Consider the following 18,151-nt stretch of genomic DNA (forward strand, 5'->3'; position numbering starts at 1 on the left):
CTGAACTCGGACAAAGATACAAATGCGTCGTTCAACCTGTGCAGCTTTGCTGGCTGCAGTTGCTCTGGTCTCTGCGTGTGGAGACAAAAAGGAGGCTGCCGACAAGGCGGCCGCTGGCCCCGTAAATATGTCGGCACCGGTGCCGGATGTGGGCAAAGTTACCACGGTCAAAGTGACGGCGGAGGGATTCGGTGCATCCGCCTCGGAAGCGGTGGCTGAAGCCATGAAAATGGCAATTTTGCAGGTCAACGGCGCGTCGATCCAGACGGCCAGCATGACCGCCAAATATGGCCTGGATGTGACGCTGGGCAAGGACTCGGCATCGCTTCGCGCGAACGAGTTTGCTGAAGTGGTCAAGCAGCGTTCGGGCGGGGTGATTCAGAACTTCAAGATTCTGGATTTGCAGGAGCCTTCCCTGCTTGCCGGCAAGCGTTACAAAGCGTCCATCGAGGCAGAAATCGCCAAGTTCAACGCATCTGCGGAAATGCAAAAAATCAAGGTCGTGGTGGGCCCGATCCGTTTCGAGAGCGCCAGTCTGCCCATGGGTGACCGCTCTCTGCCCTCGGCTGAAATCGGGATGACCTTGCGCCAGCGTATTAGTGATGCCCTGGTCCAAACCGGCCGCTTTGCCGTTCTGGACCGTGAGTTCAGCCCCGAAATCGAGCAAGAACTGGAAATGATTGCCACCGGCCAGGCGCCTAGCGCCGAACTTGCCAAGATGTCACAAGCCGCGAGCGCCGATATGGTATGGAGCGCACGGGTCAGCAATCTGGCGTACAGCCGGCACGCCCGCCAGCTCAAAACCAGCGACCGTGAATTGGTGAGTTATTCCGGTGGCTGGGCGATGTCGCAGAAGTTGGTGAATGTCGCCTCCCGCCAGGTGATGTCTTCCGATTCCCTGCGCGGCCAAGCGCCTTCCTTGGCGCCAACCACCCTGGGCTCAGGCGTCGACTCGGCTAAGGCTCTGGAAGACATGAGTAACGAGATAGTCCGCCAAGTGGTCGCGTCCATCTTGCGCCGGACTTTCCCAGTGACCGTGGTATCCCTGGACGGCACCAACGTTGTACTGAGCCAAGGTGGGCAAGCCATCAAGGAAGGCACCCGGTATGCCATGGTGACCATGGGCAACGAAATGAAGGACCCCCAGACAGGCCAGAGCCTGGGCCGCGTCGAGTCGCCTTGTTGTGAGCTGGTGGTGGAGCGTGTCACACCCAACCTGTCATACGGCCGGCTGGAGAACGTGCGCGCCAACCTCGATCAGCTCTCTCCCGGTGGTTTGCAATTACGCCAAGAACTCGCGGCGGGCTCGAAAAATACAGCGGGCATGACGCCATTCCAAGAGGCCACTGTTCCTGCCTTTGCCGGGGCCTCTGTCGCCAGCCCCGGGAAACCTGTCAATGCAGTCAAGCCGCGGACCACGAATGCGGCAGTTCCAGCCGCGCCGGCTCAAGGCACTTCCAGCAAAGCCGACGACAAGTGGTGACGGAGTGGTCGGCAGTCGCCTGTCCATGAACGGCAGGCGCGGCAGGCCGCCCTTTTAGACCCCGATCGCTTGGGGTCTGCCCGTCACCCATGCGGGGGTCAACCAGCCCTCACCCCGGCCAGACCACGCCCTCGTCATTCAACAAAGTATCCAGCGGCACATCATGCGGCTCAGGCGCCAGCTCGGGCAACCAGCCGTGGCTGTAGCCCAGGCCCACGGTGAATGGCTGCGGCTGCAAGGTGGCCAGGGTGCGGTCGTAAAAACCGCCGCCGTAACCCAGGCGGTAACCGCCCGGCCCGTAACCGACACAGGGCACAAACAGCAGGGTCGGGACAATCACTTCGGTGTCTTTGGGTTTGGGAATGCCGTAGGCGTCCTCTTCCATCGGGCAGCCGGGGTACCAAGCGTGAAAAGTCAGGGTTTTATGGACCTTGTCCACCACCGGCAAACCGATCTTGCGCGGCGATCGGCTTGCTATGCTTTCGGTAGCTATCTGCACAGACCCATCGGGGACCAGCGGTGTTTTTGGCTCAAAAGACTCCCCCAGCATGGCGTCTTCCTGCCAGCGGTACAAAGCCGGCAAGGGGTCGAACTCGCCCTTGATCGGCCAGTAGGCACCAATCACCGCGTCCTCGCGTCCTATCAGCCAGATCCGCAACACCCGCTGCAACAAATCGGCGCGCTGTAGGCGATCGGGCAGGTTCAGACGTTGTTCGATCAACGCTTTTCGCGCAGTTAATTTGTCCATAATGTCCCGATGCTATCCAAATTTGTTGTCACCACCCTGATTTCAGGCCTCTCTTCCTTGCTGATCCTGTTTCCGGCAGGGGCTCAAAACAACGGTTCCCGCGGCGACGACGTGTTGCTGGAGATGAACAAAGCCTTCAAACGCGGCGACAAAAACAAGCTGGCGCAGCTGCTGCCGCAGGCGCGCGGCCATGCGCTGGAACCCTGGGCCACCTACTGGGAGCTCAAAGCCAGGCTGGACGACGCCAGCGCGCAAGAGGTGCAGACGGTCATGGCGCGTTACGCCGGCACCTACCAGGAAGACCGGCTGCGCAACGACTGGCTGCTGCTGCTGGGCCAGCGCCGCGACTGGGCCGGTTTTGCCGCCGAATACCCGAACTACCGCATGGGCGACGACAAGGATGTGCGTTGTTATGCGCTGCTGGTGGAACATCTGAAAAACCCCGGCGCCGATGCCCGTCTGGCCGAGGAAGTCCGCAGCAACTGGTACGCCCAGCGCGACGCCAGCGACGGCTGCACCAGCGCCGCCGCACGCCTGGTTGGCAGCAAAAACCTCACGCCGCAAGATGTCTGGGTCAAGGCCAGGCTGGCGACGGAAGCCAACCGACCGCGCGCGGCCCGCGATGCGGTCGAGATCATCGCGCCCGAAGCCCTCAACCTGGTGACCGAGCTCAACAACAGCCCGCTGAAATTCCTGGCCAGCAAGATGGTGGCCGTCACCAAGACGCGCAAGGAAATCATCGTGCTGGCGCTGGTCAAGCTGGCCACCAGCGACGCCGACGGCGCGGCGCGCATGCTCGACCACAAATGGGACTTCCAGCTGACGGCGGAAGAACGCAACTGGGTCTGGGGCGCGATCGGCAAGCAGGCGGCGACCCGCCTGAACGGTGATGCCGCGCTGGGCTACTTTGCCAAGGTCAGCAAGGACAGCGACTTGAGCGACGACATGTTGGGCTGGAAAGTCCGCGCCGCCCTGCGCGCCGGCCGCGAGCCGCGCTGGCCGCTGGTCTTGTCCGGCATCAACGCCATGAGCGACAGCGCCCGCCAGGACCCGACCTGGGTCTACTGGAAAGCCCGCGCCCTGCTCAGCAACGCACCGGCTACTGCGCCAGGCGCGTCCATCGCGCCGCAACGCGCCGAGGCCCTGGCCTTGCTGCAATCGATTGCCTCGGTTCGTGGTTTTTACGAACAACTGGCCCTGGAAGAACTGGGCCAGAAAATCAGCACCCCGTCCCGGCCGGCACCGCTCACGGCTGAAGAAAAAGCCACGGCGCTGCAGCACCCCGGCCTGAGCCGCGCCATCTACGCCATCGGCATGGGCCTGCGCCCCGAAGGCGTGCGCGAGTGGAATTACAGCGTCAACCTGCATGAGCGCGGCGGCATGAGCGAGCGCCAGTTGCTGGCCACCGCTCAACTGGCCTGCGACCGCGCGATCTGGGACCGCTGTATCAACACCAGCGAACGCACGCGTACCGAGATGGACTTCGACCAGCGTTTCCCCACGCCATTCCGTGAGGCCGTGTTGCAGCGCAGCCAGGGCATCGGCCTGGACCCGGCTTATGTCTACGGCCTGATCCGCCAGGAGTCGCGTTTCATCATGGACGCACGTTCCGGCGTCGGTGCCTCGGGCCTGATGCAAGTGATGCCGGCCACCGCACGCGAAACTGCGCGTTACATCGGCCTGACAGGCTTCACCGCCGACCAGATCAACGACCGCGACACCAACATCGTGATCGGCACGGCCTACCTCAAACGTGCGCTCGACGACTTCGGCGGCTCCATGCCGCTGGCCGCTGCCGCCTACAACGCCGGTCCCGGCCGGCCGCGCGTCTGGCGCAACGGGCCGGTGCTGGAAGCCGCGATCTGGGCCGAAAACGTGCCTTTTGCCGAAACCCGCGACTACGTGAAAAAAGTGTTGTCCAACACCACCAACTACGCCGCGTTGCTGAGCGGACAGCCGCAATCGCTGAAAGCCCGGCTGGGCACCGTGGGACCGCGCGAAGCCTCGGCCCCACCGCCTGACGAAAAAATGCCCTAAGCAGCAGCTGGCGCACCGGCTTCGCTACCAAACTGATAGCTGTTTGCGCCCACTCCCAAAGGGCTAGAGGCCTAAAATAGTAACTTCTCGATAACTCAAGGCAAGGCGGGAAAGCGCCAGCCCCAGGCGCACATGGCGCTGGTCGATCATGCAGTTATGCGTCACGTCGATGCTGACCCAGCGCCGGCTGGCCTCAGCATCCACGCACACGTCAACCCAGGCAGGGTTGGCGCTCATCGAAATGTTCAGCGGCCCCGATGCGCCCAGCTACGTGGCCGGCACCGAGAATTTTTACGTCATCACCCGCTACAACTGGCGCAGTGACTACGCCATGGCGGTGATAGCGCTGGGGCGGGAGCGATGGCCAGACCCTCCAGACCGGCCTTCTTGAAGGGTGCCAGAGGACTCGCCTTGGGGGGGCCTGCGCCAGTCGCATCCGAAACAAGCCCAGCGGGTCGGCTACGCTGTCGATCTTGACGGCGGACTGGCCACACTCGGTATCACTGCCTGCAAGGCGGATGTTTTCGCGCAGCTCAAAGGTGTGATACTTGATCTGACGCGGTTGAATGTCCTATCCGCATGTCGATGCCGGTGTCGATCAAGCACCTGGCACGCATGCAGGCGACCAGGGCCTTCATCAAGAGCGCCGAAAAGCAGCAGCAGACGCTTCTGCTCGGGCCATGGCCGGTGGCGGCAACGCATTGAAAACCGCAATGAAAGTTGCCTATGGAACCTGAAGACAACGCGGCGCCGGATACGCGCATACGGCCCATTGGTTTGGATGGGGGGGACGGCGGCGGTGGAAGTAGCCGGCGTCGTTCCTCGTCGTCCTCTCGCGCGTCATCACGCCAGCCCACCGAGCCCAACCGCGACCCGGCCCGCGCAAGTGCGGCCAGCTACCGCATCGCCGTCGGCATTTTGCTGCTCGTCATCACCTATGGTTCACTGTATCCGCTAACCTGGAATTTCGATCAGCCGCAGGACTTCATTTACATCGGCCCGGTCGGCGTGATTGATCTGCTGGAAAACATCGTGCTGTTCCTGCCGCTGGGCTGGCTGCTGGCCTGGCACTACGACGGCCGGCAGCGCCAGTGGACGCATTTCTGGATATGGTTTTTGATCGCCCTCGTGCTGGCCAGCGTGCTGCAGTGGCTGCAGAAATACCTGCCGCGCACGCCCGCGGCCTCCGACATCGTGTTCAATATGACGGGCTACGTGGCGGGCTGGTGGGCTGGCCGGCTGTCGGTCCATGCGCTGAACGGTGTCATGCAGCGCCACCCGGGGCTGCGCACCGCCGACCGTTTTGCCATCCTCATGCTGGCCATCTGGGTGATCGCCGAACTGTTTCCCTTGATTCCCACCTTCGATGTGTCTTCGGTCTATGACAACGTCAAGTCACTGTGGCAACAAGATCCCTGGCAACCGCGCCGCATGTGGGCTCACGTGGGCATGACCCTGATCGGCCTGGAGGCGCTGGCGCAGCTGTTGCGTTCGGCCTCGGTGGGCAGGCTGGTGCGGCCACTGGCGATGCTGGTGAGCCTTGGCATGCTGGTCGGCAAATTCGTCGTGCTCGGCCAGTCACCCGGCCTGGCCGTGGTGTTTGGCATCGCCGGCGGCGCCCTCCTGTGGCTGTTCACGGATTTCATGCCCGAGCGCCTGCGCCTGATGGTGGTGCTGCTGATCGCGGTGGCGAGCTACCTGGTCTATGCACTCGCGCCTTATGAATTCCAGGACTTCCCCACCGCCATGCATTGGCTGCCCTTCGCCTCGTCGCTCAATGGCAGCATCGAAGCCGCAGTGACCTCGGTGGCCTTTGAAGCCCTGTGTTTCGGCGCCATCATCTGGAGCACCGCGCGCATGGACTGGGTGCTTGTGGGCACGACCTTGTGCGTGGCGGCGCTGGCTTTCGCTTGCGAATGGAGCCAGCGCTACCTGCCCGGCCGCACGGCTGAAATTTCATCGGTGCTGACCGCGCTGGCCATGGGCTGGCTGGTGGCCGCACTCGGCCACGCCGGAATGCGGCGCAAGAAAAAGGTCTACAGCCATCGGCACCGCAGGGCTTGAGCTTCCAGCTCGCAGATCGGCACAGGGGACAGCCGGGAGGCTGCGCTGACGAGTTTCACCGCCGACCAGATCAAGGACCGCGACACCAACATCGTGATCGGCACGGCCTAGCGCCAACGCGCACTCGACGACTTAGGCGGCGCCATGCCGCTGGGGCCGCCTACAACGCCGATTCCGGCCGGCCGCGAGTCTGGCGCACCGGATTCGCTACCAAACTAATAGCTACCCACGCCCGCCCTCAAAGGGCTGGAGACCTAAAAGGCTTAAATTCTGGGTGAAAAGCGCACTTGTCCGGCTGTTTTGTAGGCCTGCGCCTATGTCTTCCTGGGCGCACGCAGGCTAAATTGAGCGCTTCCCCTTTAGGCAGGAGCCCTCACGATGAACCCCACCTGGTGGCAACAAATTGCCAGCACCCTGGCCGCCGAGTTTTCGGACCTGCCCGACCTGGCCCAGACCACCCGCGTGGTCTTGCGCCTGCTGATGGCGGCCTTGCTGGGCGGGCTGCTCGGCTGGGAAAGAGAGCACAAAGGCCAGGCGGCCGGCGTGCGCACCCACATGCTGGTGGCCATGGGTGCGGCCTTGTTTGTGCTGGTGTCGCAGCAAACCGGCATGGGTGCGGACGACATGAGCCGGGTGATTCAGGGCATCACCGCCGGTGTGGGTTTCCTCTGCGCGGGCACCATCCTCAAAGGCGACAAGCTGGGCGACGTGAAAGGCCTGACCACGGCAGCCGGCCTGTGGTTGACGGCCGCCATGGGGGTGGCCGCCGGCCTGGGGCGCGAACTCACGGCCTTGCTGGCCACGCTACTGGCCCTGGTTGTTCTGGCACTGGTGCCGTTGCTGGTCAGGCTGCTGGAAAAACCAGCGCCCCTGCTGGCCACCGACACCGGTGCGAAGCCAACAGACGGGTGATCAGGTCTTCACGCGCTGCGAGACAAATTCACCTTCATAAGCTTTGGCCAGTGACAGTTTCTCCGCCTCGCTCAACACCTTGCCGGCCAGCTGAAAAATACCTTGTTCTTCGTCCTGGAGGTGATGGTGGACTTTGTGGTGCAACTCCTTGGCCACCGCGATCCAGGCTGGCGAGCTGAAGTCCGTGGCGTCCAATGTGGCCACCAGCTTGTCCATCTCGTGGTGTTCGGCAATGCCGTGGCGCGACGGCTCCTGCGTCATGTCGTGCGCAATCAGTGGCACGTAAAAGAAACGCTCCTCGGCCGCCGCGTGGGCCGCAAGTTCGGCTTTCAACTCCTTGAACAGGGCAGCGCGGTCCGTGCTGTCCCCCGAAGTTTTGACCAGGTGGTCGGCCAGGCCGCGCTGGGTGTCGTGGCTGGTACGCAGGGCTTCAAAAATGTTCATCTCTGAATTATCTGGAGCCGCTTGCATACGCCGTGTAGGCCGTGACGCCCAGCCTGGCGGCGACGGAAACCTACAGCCACGGAGCCCCGGCGGCGTACCGCGTCCGCCAGTCGCTACAAAATAAATAGCTACTCACGCCCACAGGATATGGGCTACAGGCCAAAATTATCATGGAACTTAGGGCGTTTTGCATCTATCGCCGCTAAAGCGTTTAATAAGCCCATGAAAAAAATACTGGTTCTGGGCGGCACCGGCTTTGTCGGCCGCCATCTCTGCGAAAAACTCACGCAACGGCAATGGCGCGTGACCGTGCCCACCCGGCAAGAGGCCAACGCCCGCGACATCCAGATGTTGCCCGCCCTCGACGTCTTCGAAGCCGATGTGCATGACGAGGCCGCTCTGACCCGTCTGGTGGCCGGCCACGATGCGGTGGTCAACCTGGTGGCCATCCTACATGGCACGCGACAGGCCTTTCAGAAAGTGCATGTGGCGTTGCCGCAAAAACTGGCCCGTGCCTGCGCCGTCAGCGGCGTGCCACGTGTGATCCACATCAGCGCCCTGGGCGCCGACGCGCGCAACCCGGACGGCGCACCGTCCCTGTATTTGCGCAGCAAGGGCCACGGCGAAGTGGCTCTGCACCAGGCCGAACTGGCCCTGACCCTGCTGCGGCCCAGCGTGATCTTCGGCGCCGACGACAAATTCCTCAACACCTTTGCGCAGCTGCAGAAAGTCTTTCCCCTCATTCCGCTGGCTGGCGCCCACGCCTTGTTCCAGCCGGTGTGGGTGGAAGACGTGGCCGAGGCCATCGTGTATTGTCTGCAGGACGCCCACACCACGGCTGGCAAAACCTTCGAGGCTTGTGGCCCGGCGATCTTCACGCTCAGGCAACTGGTGGAGCTGGCCGGACATTTCAGTGGCGTGCGCCACGGCCAGGGCCGGCCGGTGATCGCCCTGCCCGCCGCGCTGGGCCGCCTGCAGGCGCGCTTGATGGCGCTGGCGCCGGGCGAGCCCCTGCTCAGCCGTGACAACCTGGACTCCATGACCCTGCCCAACATCGCCAGCGGCAACCTGCCGGGGCTGGAGGCGCTGGGCATCACGCCAGCGGCGGTGGAAGCCATCGCACCGACCTACCTGGGACCGCTCAGCAGCGGCTGGGGCTTGCGCAGCAACCTGACGCTCAAACGCAAAACCGCAGGCCGGTTTTAGCGTTCAAACACCCTCATCAATTCCGTCTTTTTTTGCATCAATCCCCAGCCGGTCGTGCAGTAGCATGGCCCATTGTTCACTGCAGGAAGCACCATGCTCAAGCTCTACATCGCCAACAAAAATTATTCGTCCTGGTCCATGCGGCCCTGGGTGTTGCTGAAACAGGCCGGCATTGTGTTCGAAGAGGTCATGGTGCGTTTCGGCGCCGATCCGTTCTCCGCCACCTCCAGTTTCAAAAAAACCGTCCTGGCGGTAAGCCCCGGGGGCCGGGTGCCGGTGCTGGTGGACGAGGGCTTGGCGGTCTGGGACACCCTGGCCATTGCCGAATATCTGGCCGAAAAATTTCCCGAGAAAAAACTGTGGCCGCAGGACGTGAAGGCCCGTGCCCGCGCGCGCAGCGTCTGCGCTGAAATGCACGCCGGCTTTGGCGCACTGCGCAGCGCCTGCCCGATGAACATCGAAGCCGAGCTCTCCCAGACCGGCGCCATCATCTGGCGCGACCAGGCGGCCGTGCGTAGCGACGTAGAGCGCATCGTGACCATGTGGACCGAACTGCTGGCGCAACACAAGGGCCCTCTGCTTTTTGGCGAGTTCACCATCGCCGACGCCTATTTCGCGCCCGTCTGCATGCGCCTGAAAAACTATGCCCTGCCGGTGCCAGACCACATCACCGACTACGTGGACCGCGTCTGCGCCCTGCCCGGCGTGAAGGCCTGGATCGAAGACGGCCTGGCCGAGAAAGACTTTGTCGACGCGGATGAACCTTACCGCGTCGCGCGCTGATACCCTGTCCCCGCTTTCGCACCCCAGCCCGTTTGGCCGGGCCGAGGAGCGCAGGCAAAAGCGGATCAGGGCTCGCGATTGTTTGAGGCGAAGCCGAGTTCGAGCGAGACCCCGCTTTTGGCGAGCACCGCAGGCTGCCCGCAGCGCAGCGTAGGGACCCGGACAGTCGGGTCGCCTTTCTTTTCCTTAGGTTTCTTTGGCGAAGCAAAGAAAAGTAAGTCGCCCGCCGGGGCGAGTCCCGGCCTGCTGGCAAACCACAGGCAGGCGCATCAACCAAGGCTCAACCAGAAAGCTGCCCCTACACTTAAGCCATGGACATTTACATGGTCGGTGGCGCCGTACGTGACGCCTTGCTGGGTTTGCCGGTGCAAGACCGCGACTGGGTGGTGGTCGGTGCCACCCCCGAAGAACTCGCGGCCCAAGGCTACATTCCGGTCGGCAAGGACTTCCCGGTCTTTCTGCACCCCCAAACCAAAGAGGAATACGCGCTGGCGCGCACCGAGCGCAAAACCGCGCGCGGTTACCGTGGTTTTGACATCCACGCCGCGCCCGACGTGACGCTGGAGCAAGACCTGGCCCGGCGCGACCTGACTATCAATTCAATAGCTGTTCGCGTCCAGACAGACAGGGCAGAAGGCCTGTTTGACATCAAGGCCGAGCCCCTGATCGACCCTTACGGCGGGCGCCGCGATGTGCAGGACAAGGTCTTGCGCCATGTCACCGACGCGTTTCGCGAAGACCCGGTGCGTATCCTGCGGGTTGCGCGTTTTGCCGCGCGGTTTGCCGACTTCACGGTGGCGCCCGAGACCCTGGCGCTGATGCAGGCCATGGTGGACGACGGCGAGGCCGACGCGCTGGTGGCCGAACGCGTCTGGCAGGAGCTCAGCCGCGGCCTGATGGAAGCCACACCCTCGCGCATGTTCGAGGTCTTGCGCGCCTGCGGTGCCTTAAAAAAACTCTTGCCCGAGGTAGACAAACTCTGGGGCGTGCCGCAACGTGCCGAGTACCACCCCGAAATCGATACCGGCGTTCACCTGATGCTGGTGCTGGACATGGCGGCGCAGTTGCAGGCCAGCCTGCCCGTGCGTTTTGCCTGTCTGGGCCACGACCTGGGCAAAGGCACGACGCCGGCCGAGATGTTGCCGCGCCACATCGGCCATGAAGAACGCAGCGCGCGCCTGCTCAAAGGTGTGTGCGAACGCCTGCGTGTGCCGACCGAGTGCCGCGAACTGGCCGAGGTGGTGGCACGTGAACACGGCAACATCCACCGCAGCGCCGAGTTTGGCGCCGCCGCGCTGGTGCGCCTGCTGGAGCGTTGTGATGCGTTTCGCAAGCCCCCACGTTTTGCCGAGGCCCTGCTGGCCTGCGAATGTGATGCGCGCGGGCGCCTGGGGCTGGAACATACGCCCTACCCGCAGCGCCAGCGGCTGACGCAGGCGTTGCAGGCAGCCCAGTCGGTCGCCACCGAACCGGTTGCACAAGCCGCCCAGGCCGCCGGGCTGTCGGGTGCCAAAATTGGCGAGATGATCCACACGGCCCGGGTGCGCGCCGTGCAGGACTGGCTGAGCGGGGCCGCCGCCGACTGAACAGGGCGCCGGCCTACACGCCGCGGGCGAGGATGCTGCTAAGGTGAAGCGTCATGCCCAAGCCTCACGAAACGCTACCCCGCATCGCGCCTGATACCGCGCTTTTTCTGGATTTTGACGGCACGCTGGTCGAGCTGGCTGAACAGCCCGAAGCCATCCAGGTGCCGCCCGGCCTGGCCGCCACCTTGTCGGCCTTGTCGGCACAGCTCCACGGTGCGTTAGCCCTGGTGTCGGGCCGTCGCCTGCTCGATCTGGACGATTTTCTGGCGCCCTTGATCTTGCCGTCAGCCGGTGAACATGGCGCACAACGCCGCCGCGCCGATGGCAGCCTCGTCAATGCGCAGACCGTCGATTTACAGCCCGCCTTGTTGGCCGCCGAAGGCCTGCTGGCACAACATGCCGGCCTCAAGCTAGAGCGCAAAAACCTGGCCCTGAGCCTGCATTACCGGCACGCGCCCGAGCTGGAAGCCCTGTGCTTGCAGACCATGCGTGCGGCCATGGCACGCAGCCCCGGGCTGGACATGATGCAGGGCAAGTTTGTGATCGATGTAAAACCGGCCGGCGTCAGCAAGGGCACGGCCATCGCGGCCTTCCTGGCCGAAGCGCCGTTTGCCGGCCGGGTGCCGCTGTTTGCCGGCGACGATGTCACCGACGAAGCCGGCTTTGCCGAGGTGGCGCGACTGGGCGGCCAGGGTATCAAGGTCGGCCCCGGCCCCACGCTGGCGCCCTACCGTTGCGACAGCGTGGCACAGCTCGCGGCCTGGCTGCAATCGGCGGTCTTGACCCACACCCCGGGTTCTGAAAGGATGGCCTCATGAGTTCCACCCCACCGTCCGGCTACTTCGCGCCGCCTGCCCCGCCGTCGCTGTCCCTGGGGGTCATCGGCAACTGCGCCTTCAGCGCGCTGGTGGACGCGCGCGGGCGCATCGTCTGGTGCTGCCTGCCACGTTTTGACGCCGACCCGGTGTTCAACGCGCTGCTCGATAGCAGCGACAAAGGCAGCGCCTTCGCCATCGACATTGAAAACTTTTCGTACAGCAAGCAATGGTATGAACCCAACACCGCCGTCTTGCACACCCAACTGTTTGACACCAGCGGCCAGGCCATCGAAATCACCGACTTTGCGCCGCGCTTTTACCGGCGCTCGCGTTTTTTCAGGCCGATGACGCTGGTGCGCCGTGTACGTCCCATCCATGGCGCGCCACGCATCCGGGTGGCGCTGGACCTGCGTTATGACTGGGGCCGGACAGCGCCTGTGATCACCCAGGGCAGCAACCACCTGCGTTATGTCGGCGACGCGCTGACCCTCAGGCTCAACACCGATGCGCCGCTATCGCACCTGTTGTCGAAGCAGGCTTTTGTGCTGACACGTGAGCACAACTTTTTGCTGGGCGCCGACGAGTCGCTGGCCGAGGGCATTGCCGACACCGCGCGCCTGTTCGAAGAAGAAACCCTGAGTTACTGGCGCAAGTGGAGCCAGCGCCTGGCCATTCCACTGGAGTGGCAGCAGGCGGTGATACGTGCGGCCATCACACTCAAATTGTCGCTGTTTGAAGACACAGGCGCGATTGTTGCGGCCATGACCACCAGCATTCCCGAAGCGCCCCACAGCGGGCGCAATTGGGACTACCGCTACTGCTGGTTGCGCGACGCTTTTTTTGTCGTGCGGGCGCTTAACAGCCTGTCCGAAGTCGGCACCCTGGAAGACTATTTGCGCTGGCTCAGCAACGTTGTGGTGCAGGCCGGTGGCGGCCACATCCAGCCGCTGTACGGCATCGGCCTGGAGCGTGAACTGCCCGAGGCCATCCACGGCCATCTGGGCGGTTACCGCGACATGGGGCCGGTGCGTGTGGGCAACCAGGCGCAGGAACATTTTCAGCACGATGTGTATGGCAACGTGGTGCTGGGCGCAGCCCAGTCTTTTCACGACCAGCGCCTGTTGCACCGCGCGGGTGCGGCCGAGTTTTTGCGCCTGGAAGCGGTCGGCGAACAGGCGGTGCGCAACTACGACCAGCCCGACGCCGGCATGTGGGAGTTGCGCACGCGCGCGCGGGTCCACACCTCCTCGGCGCTGATGTGCTGGGCCGCCTGCGACCGCCTGGCAAAAATTGCCGAAGGCCTGAAACAACCCGACCGCGCGATCTACTGGCATGGCCATGCCCAAGTGATGCGAGAGCGCATCCTGCGCGAATCCTGGAACGAGGAACGCCAGGCTTTTGCCGAAAGTTTTGGCGGGCGCGACCTGGATGCCAGCGTGTTGCTGATGATTGAAGTCGGTTTCATCGACCCGAAAGACCCGCGTTTTGTTGCCACGGTGGACGCGTTGGAGAAACACCTGTGCGACGGCCCCTATATGCGGCGTTACGAAGCGCCGGACGACTTCGGCAAGCCCGAAACCGCGTTCAACATCTGTACCTTCTGGCGCATAGATGCCCTCGCTCGTATAGGCCGCAAGGAGCAGGCCAGAGAAATTTTCGAAACCATGCTGGCCGCGCGCAACCACCTGGGCTTGCTGTCGGAAGACACGCATCCGATCACTGGCGAGATGTGGGGCAATTTTCCGCAAACTTATTCCATGGTCGGCATCATCAACGCCGCCGTTCGTTTGTCGGCACCTTGGGACAGTCAAGTATGAACACCCCCGTCGGAGGCTCACTGCGTGTAGCCCCTTCCCCCCTTGCAGGGGGCTGGCGCCTGCGGCCCGGCGGAGCCGGTTCCGCGGCCCCTGCTTGTCTCGACAGTTCACCCACTCCTCTCTTTAAAGGTCACGCGCCATGAGCCGACTTGTAGTTGTGTCCAACCGCGTCGCCGATCCGCGCAAGGCGGCAGCGGCCGGCGGCCTGGCTGTGGCTCTGGGCGACGCCTTAGCTGTCAATGGCGGTTTGTGGTTTGGCTGGAGCGGGACGGTGGTCGAAGACGGCACGCCGGGCGAAGGCGAGGTGCGCACCCAGCAGGCCGGCAACGTCACGCTGAGCACGGTGGACTTGTGCCGCGAAGACCACGACAGTTATTACCTGGGTTACAGCAACGGCGTGTTGTGGCCGGTGTTTCATTACCGGCTGGACCTGGCCGACTTTGACGCCGGTTTTGTGGGTGGCTACCGGCGCGTCAACCAGTTGTTAGCGCGCAAGCTGATGCCGCTGCTGAAGCCCGACGACATCATCTGGGTGCACGACTACCACCTGATCCCCATGGCGGCCGAATTACGGGCCATGGGTTGCCAAAACCGCATCGGTTTCTTTTTACACATTCCGCTGCCGCCGCCGCTGATCCTGGCGGCGATTCCGCAGCATGAGTGGCTGATCCGCTCGTTATTTGCCTATGACCTGCTGGGTTTCCAGGCCCAGTCGGACGTGGACCATTTCTCGCGTTATGTCGGCCAGGAGGCCGGCGCCGAGGCGTTGGACCAGCATCAGTTCCGCGCCTTCGGTCGCACCGTGCATGCCCAGGCTTTTCCCATCGGCATCGACGTGGATGAATTCGCGGCCCTGACCCATGGCAAGGATGCCCGTGACATGTTTGACCGCATGAAGGAAGAGTATTCGCGCCGCCGCCTCTTGCTGGGCGTGGAACGCCTGGATTATTCCAAGGGCCTGCCGCAGCGCCTGCGTACCTTTCGGCAACTGCTGCAGAAGTACCCGGAAAACCTCAACAGCGCGACCCTGATCCAGATCGCCTCGCCCAGCCGCGAGGCCCTGCACACCTACGCCGATCTGCGCCAGGAGCTGGAAACCCTCTGCGGCTCCATCAACGGCGACTTCGGCGAGCTGGACTGGATGCCGGTGCGTTACATCCACCGCAACGTCGCACGCAAACGCCTGCCCGGCCTGTACCGCGTGGCCAGAGTCGCATTGGTCACGCCGCTGCGCGACGGCATGAACCTGGTGGCCAAGGAATTTATCGCTGCGCAAGACCCGGCCGACCCTGGCGTGCTGGTCTTGTCGCGTTTTGCCGGTGCGGCCGAACAACTCAAGGAAGCCTTGCTGGTCAACCCCTACGACACCGACGGCACGGCCGAGAGCATACAGATCGCGCTGCAGATGCCGCTGCAGGAGCGCCAGGCGCGGCATCAGAAACTGCTGGCGCGCATACGCAGTGAAGACGTGCACTGGTGGCGCAAGGCCTTTTTAAGCACCTTGTCCGGCGTCGGCGCCAGCTAGTTTGCGTCTTCGTCAGAGCACCAGCGCCAGCGCCGCGTAGTCCCCCACCTTGTCCTGCAGCCCGGCGGGCAGCAGCAAAAATCCATCGGTGAGTGCCGGCAGTTTGCCGCTGATCTGGGCCTGCAGGCGCGGCAGCAAATAGTCGCGGTGGTGCCAGAACACACTGCCGCCCAAGCTGATGCGCTGCAGGTCCAAGGTCACCACCAGGTTGTACAAGGCCCGGCCCATGACCCGGCATACATCGTCAATCGTAGCCACAGCGCCCGTATCACCTGCGCGAGCAGCTATCAAAAGACTAGCGGCATCGACATAACCCAGCGCCGCAAAACGCCGCGGCAAGGCGTTGCCGGCGACCAGGGCCTCGACATCGCCGATGTTGCCGCAGCCGCACAAGGCGTCGTTGTTGTCGCTGACAAACATGTGGCCGGCATGGCCAGCATTGCCGTTTTTACCGCGTAACACCCGGCCGTCGACACACAGGCCAACACCGATGCCGGTGCTCCAGGTGACGTAGGCGCAGTGCGCAAAACCCTGCAGCGCGCCCCAGCGGCGCTCGGCCTCCAGGGCTGCGATACCGTCGTTTTCAATCCGCAGTTCACCAAAACGCTCGCGCAGCGGCGCCTCCAGCAAGGCGCTGGTCCAGGTATTGGGCAGGCCACGCGCCGGGCCGGCCAGGCCGCCGCAGATATTCGGAGCGGCCACCTCCACTAGGCCATCGCGCAGCGTGAAGGGACCGCAGGACGACACCCCCGCGCCTAACACGGCCTCGGGCGCGATGCCGGCATCAGCGCAGGCCGCGTCCACCATGCGCAACACCTGCCGCGCCAGCGCGTCGTTGCTGCCAGTCATGGCTGTGGGTTCGCTGCGCCGCGCCAGCAGCTCCAGGCCGGCGCCGCTGCTCAGGCTGACGGCCACTTTGGTGCCGCCTATGTCGATACAAGCCTTCATGGCAAAAGTTCTTTCGGGTTGCGAGGGGGCAGCGGCGTCATGGTGCCAGTTTAGGCCACCGCGTGGCCAGGCGATGCACGCTCCGGCTGTCATGCGCCGGTCACGCGTGACGGTTACCGTTTGGTACCAAAACACATAGAACCGATCCCGGGCGTGACGGCGTTGCCGTGGCGCGCGCGGCATCGGAGGCGACAAAGTTCTTTCAATATCCCAACCACCGGAATAAAAACCATGACCCGTACAAGCAAACACGCCCCCTGGCGCCGACTGGGCGCCGCTTTGTCGGCCGCCGCATCCCTCGCCCTGCTGGGCGCCTGCGTCGCCAGCCCCGCACAAACGCCGGCGGCCATCGACAACAGCGCACTGGCACAACCCGCGTTTCGCCCACACACGGCCACCTACGGCCTGGTCTACCGCCTGCCCAAAGACGTGGTTGATGTGATGGAAGCCAAAATCACCACCCCGCTGCAACAGCAGCTGCTGCGCATGGGCCTGGACGCCGAAGCCCAGACCTTCAACCTGCCGCACGTCACCGTGGTGCATATCCACAGTGCCGACCCGACAACGCCGCAGAAAATGCTCAAGGCCTTGCCGGCGCTGCCGCCGGTGATGAACGGCGTGGTGCTGAAAAACTTCTACACCACCGAAGCCGCCAAGGACGCAGGCCATCCCTGGTGGCTGGACCTGGGCATCGTCAAGACCGGTAAGGCGTATGAAGACATGATGAGCTTCAACACCCGCGCCACGGCCGCGTTTGCACCGCTGCGCGACGGACCGCTGCCCCGCGTGACCGGTCCGGTTTTCGCCAAGATGGGCGAGGCCGGCAAGGACCTGGTGCGCACCGTGGGTGTGAGCGGCGTCAACGTGGTCAAGGATGGCAAGGAACTGCGCTCGCACAACCCGCACAACACCCTGGTCTACAGCATGGCGCGTTTCACGCCGCAAGTGCAGGCCGGCATGAACCAGGTCGCTGCCGACTTCAACAAGGTCTTGCCTGAAGGCATGACAACCTCGTTCCAGAACGTGTCCATCGTCGAACTGGCCTTCTCCGGCAATGTGCTGCGCGAGTTCTACCGCATCAACCTGGCCGATGGCTCCGTGGTGGATGTTGCCACCGGGCAAAAGGTGCGTTAAGCCCCGATCAGATGAGCTTGCTGACCACGCCGGCCAGCATGCTCAGGATGATGGTGGTGGTCAGCGGGATGAACCACTCGCGGCCGAACAGCCTGAAGCGAAAGTCGCCCGGCAGCTTGCCAAAGCCAAGTTTGTGCAACAAGGGCGTGAACCAGCTGATCAGGATCAGCGCCAGGAAAATCACGAGCATCCAGCGAATCATGGGCTTAGTGTAGGTGGGTCGTCTGTTGATCTGAGCTGTTGTGGTCTGCCGGCATGCCGGGGGTTGCCCGGCGGCAACTCACTTTCTTTGCTTCGTCAAAAGAAAGTAAGCAAAGAAAAGGCGACCCCGCTGTCTGCGTCCCCTTCGCTACGCTTCGGGGCAAGCTGCGGTGCTGGGTGCGGATTCGGGAGCGGGGATGGATGCCGGACTTGGTCCGGTATCCATGCTTGCAAGCACGCGACCTCGTGACGACAGCAACACAGCTAGCGTACCCATCAACCCCAAGAGTCCGTCATTCATGCACGCGTTTGCAGCACACACGACCAAATGAAGTCCCCCTCCATCGCCCAGCGGGGCGAGGGGAATACGAAGGGACTTCCCACTTCACGGTAGCGGCATCAAGTGCCAAGATTGGGTTGTTGAATTCAATCTGAAACCTATATG

17 protein-coding genes and 1 pseudogene are annotated in these 18,151 nt (G+C 63.5%); 13 read left to right on the forward strand and 5 right to left on the reverse strand.

Annotated elements, in window-relative coordinates; genetic code table 11:
* Positions 1–22: 22 nt before the first annotated feature.
* Complete coding sequence (locus R6254_RS16980; RefSeq protein ID WP_318408542.1) at positions 23–1,483, forward strand: CsgG/HfaB family protein; 1,461 nt, start codon at positions 23–25, stop codon at positions 1,481–1,483.
* Positions 1,484–1,592: 109 nt separating this feature from the next.
* On the opposite strand, the gene R6254_RS16985 is transcribed toward R6254_RS16980, so the two are convergent.
* Positions 1,593–2,231 carry a 5-formyltetrahydrofolate cyclo-ligase gene (locus R6254_RS16985; protein ID WP_318408543.1) on the reverse strand — a complete coding sequence of 213 codons (639 nt, stop codon included), beginning with the start codon at positions 2,229–2,231 and terminating at the stop codon, positions 1,593–1,595.
* A 9-nt stretch (positions 2,232–2,240) separates the two neighbouring features.
* Here R6254_RS16985 and R6254_RS16990 point away from each other — a divergent pair, with 9 nt between their 5' ends.
* Positions 2,241–4,268, forward strand: a complete 2,028-nt coding sequence (locus R6254_RS16990; RefSeq protein ID WP_318408545.1) for a lytic transglycosylase domain-containing protein — start codon at positions 2,241–2,243, stop codon at positions 4,266–4,268.
* Positions 4,269–4,331: 63 nt separating this feature from the next.
* Here the strand turns inward: R6254_RS16990 and R6254_RS16995 are convergent, their stop codons facing one another.
* Positions 4,332–4,505 (reverse strand): hypothetical protein, encoded by a 174-nt coding sequence (locus R6254_RS16995; protein ID WP_318408573.1) that lies wholly within the window; start codon positions 4,503–4,505, stop codon positions 4,332–4,334.
* On the opposite strand from R6254_RS16995, the pseudogene R6254_RS17000 reads away from it, so the two are divergent.
* The 4 genes and pseudogenes from R6254_RS17000 to R6254_RS17015 all read left to right on the forward strand — a co-directional run.
* Positions 4,495–4,659 (forward strand): annotated as a pseudogene (locus tag R6254_RS17000) (lytic murein transglycosylase); the annotation flags it as partial. The gene R6254_RS16995 and the pseudogene R6254_RS17000 overlap by 11 nt on opposite strands.
* Before the next feature lie 175 nt (positions 4,660–4,834).
* Complete coding sequence (locus R6254_RS17005; protein WP_318408546.1) at positions 4,835–5,005, forward strand: hypothetical protein; 171 nt, start codon at positions 4,835–4,837, stop codon at positions 5,003–5,005.
* Positions 4,995–6,332 (forward strand): VanZ family protein, encoded by a 1,338-nt coding sequence (locus tag R6254_RS17010; protein WP_318408547.1) that lies wholly within the window; start codon positions 4,995–4,997, stop codon positions 6,330–6,332. Before R6254_RS17005 ends, R6254_RS17010 begins: the two co-directional genes overlap by 11 nt.
* A gap of 378 nt (positions 6,333–6,710) precedes the next feature.
* Positions 6,711–7,244, forward strand: a complete 534-nt coding sequence (locus R6254_RS17015) for an MgtC/SapB family protein (protein WP_318408549.1) — start codon at positions 6,711–6,713, stop codon at positions 7,242–7,244.
* On the opposite strand, the gene R6254_RS17020 is transcribed toward R6254_RS17015, so the two are convergent.
* A complete protein-coding gene (locus R6254_RS17020; protein WP_318408551.1) occupies positions 7,245–7,688 on the reverse strand; it encodes a hemerythrin domain-containing protein in 444 nt (147 codons plus the stop codon).
* A 222-nt stretch (positions 7,689–7,910) separates the two neighbouring features.
* On the opposite strand from R6254_RS17020, the gene R6254_RS17025 reads away from it, so the two are divergent.
* The 6 genes from R6254_RS17025 to otsA all read left to right on the forward strand — a co-directional run bounded on the left by R6254_RS17025 (position 7,911) and on the right by otsA (position 15,423).
* Positions 7,911–8,894: a complex I NDUFA9 subunit family protein gene (locus tag R6254_RS17025; protein ID WP_318408553.1), complete on the forward strand. Its 984-nt coding sequence runs from the start codon at positions 7,911–7,913 to the stop codon at positions 8,892–8,894.
* Positions 8,895–8,987: 93 nt separating this feature from the next.
* On the forward strand, positions 8,988–9,677 hold the full coding sequence (locus R6254_RS17030; RefSeq protein WP_318408555.1) for a glutathione S-transferase family protein: 690 nt from the start codon (positions 8,988–8,990) through the stop codon (positions 9,675–9,677).
* Positions 9,678–9,988: 311 nt separating this feature from the next.
* Positions 9,989–11,263: a multifunctional CCA addition/repair protein gene (locus R6254_RS17035; protein ID WP_318408556.1), complete on the forward strand. Its 1,275-nt coding sequence runs from the start codon at positions 9,989–9,991 to the stop codon at positions 11,261–11,263.
* Positions 11,264–11,316: 53 nt separating this feature from the next.
* Entirely contained in the window at positions 11,317–12,081 is a 765-nt protein-coding gene (otsB, locus tag R6254_RS17040; RefSeq protein ID WP_318408557.1) for a trehalose-phosphatase, read from the forward strand.
* Positions 12,078–13,898, forward strand: a complete 1,821-nt coding sequence (locus R6254_RS17045) for a glycoside hydrolase family 15 protein (protein WP_318408559.1) — start codon at positions 12,078–12,080, stop codon at positions 13,896–13,898. Before otsB ends, R6254_RS17045 begins: the two co-directional genes overlap by 4 nt.
* A 139-nt stretch (positions 13,899–14,037) precedes the next feature.
* The gene (otsA, locus tag R6254_RS17050; protein ID WP_318408560.1) at positions 14,038–15,423 is read left to right on the forward strand and encodes an alpha,alpha-trehalose-phosphate synthase (UDP-forming); all 1,386 of its coding nucleotides are present in this window, start codon (positions 14,038–14,040) and stop codon (positions 15,421–15,423) included.
* Between the two features lie 12 nt (positions 15,424–15,435).
* Here the strand turns inward: otsA and R6254_RS17055 are convergent, their stop codons facing one another.
* Positions 15,436–16,371 (reverse strand): ROK family protein, encoded by a 936-nt coding sequence (locus R6254_RS17055; protein WP_318408561.1) that lies wholly within the window; start codon positions 16,369–16,371, stop codon positions 15,436–15,438.
* Between the two features lie 231 nt (positions 16,372–16,602).
* Here R6254_RS17055 and R6254_RS17060 point away from each other — a divergent pair, with 231 nt between their 5' ends.
* Positions 16,603–17,505, forward strand: a complete 903-nt coding sequence (locus R6254_RS17060) for a hypothetical protein (protein WP_318408562.1) — start codon at positions 16,603–16,605, stop codon at positions 17,503–17,505.
* A 7-nt stretch (positions 17,506–17,512) separates the two neighbouring features.
* Here the strand turns inward: R6254_RS17060 and R6254_RS17065 are convergent, their stop codons facing one another.
* Positions 17,513–17,707: a DUF2905 domain-containing protein gene (locus R6254_RS17065; protein ID WP_318408563.1), complete on the reverse strand. Its 195-nt coding sequence runs from the start codon at positions 17,705–17,707 to the stop codon at positions 17,513–17,515.
* Between the last annotated feature and the right edge of the window lie 444 nt (positions 17,708–18,151).

Origin of the sequence: Polaromonas potterensis (assembly GCF_033446725.1) — a bacterium.
In the GTDB taxonomy this organism is placed as follows: domain Bacteria; phylum Pseudomonadota; class Gammaproteobacteria; order Burkholderiales; family Burkholderiaceae_C; genus Polaromonas.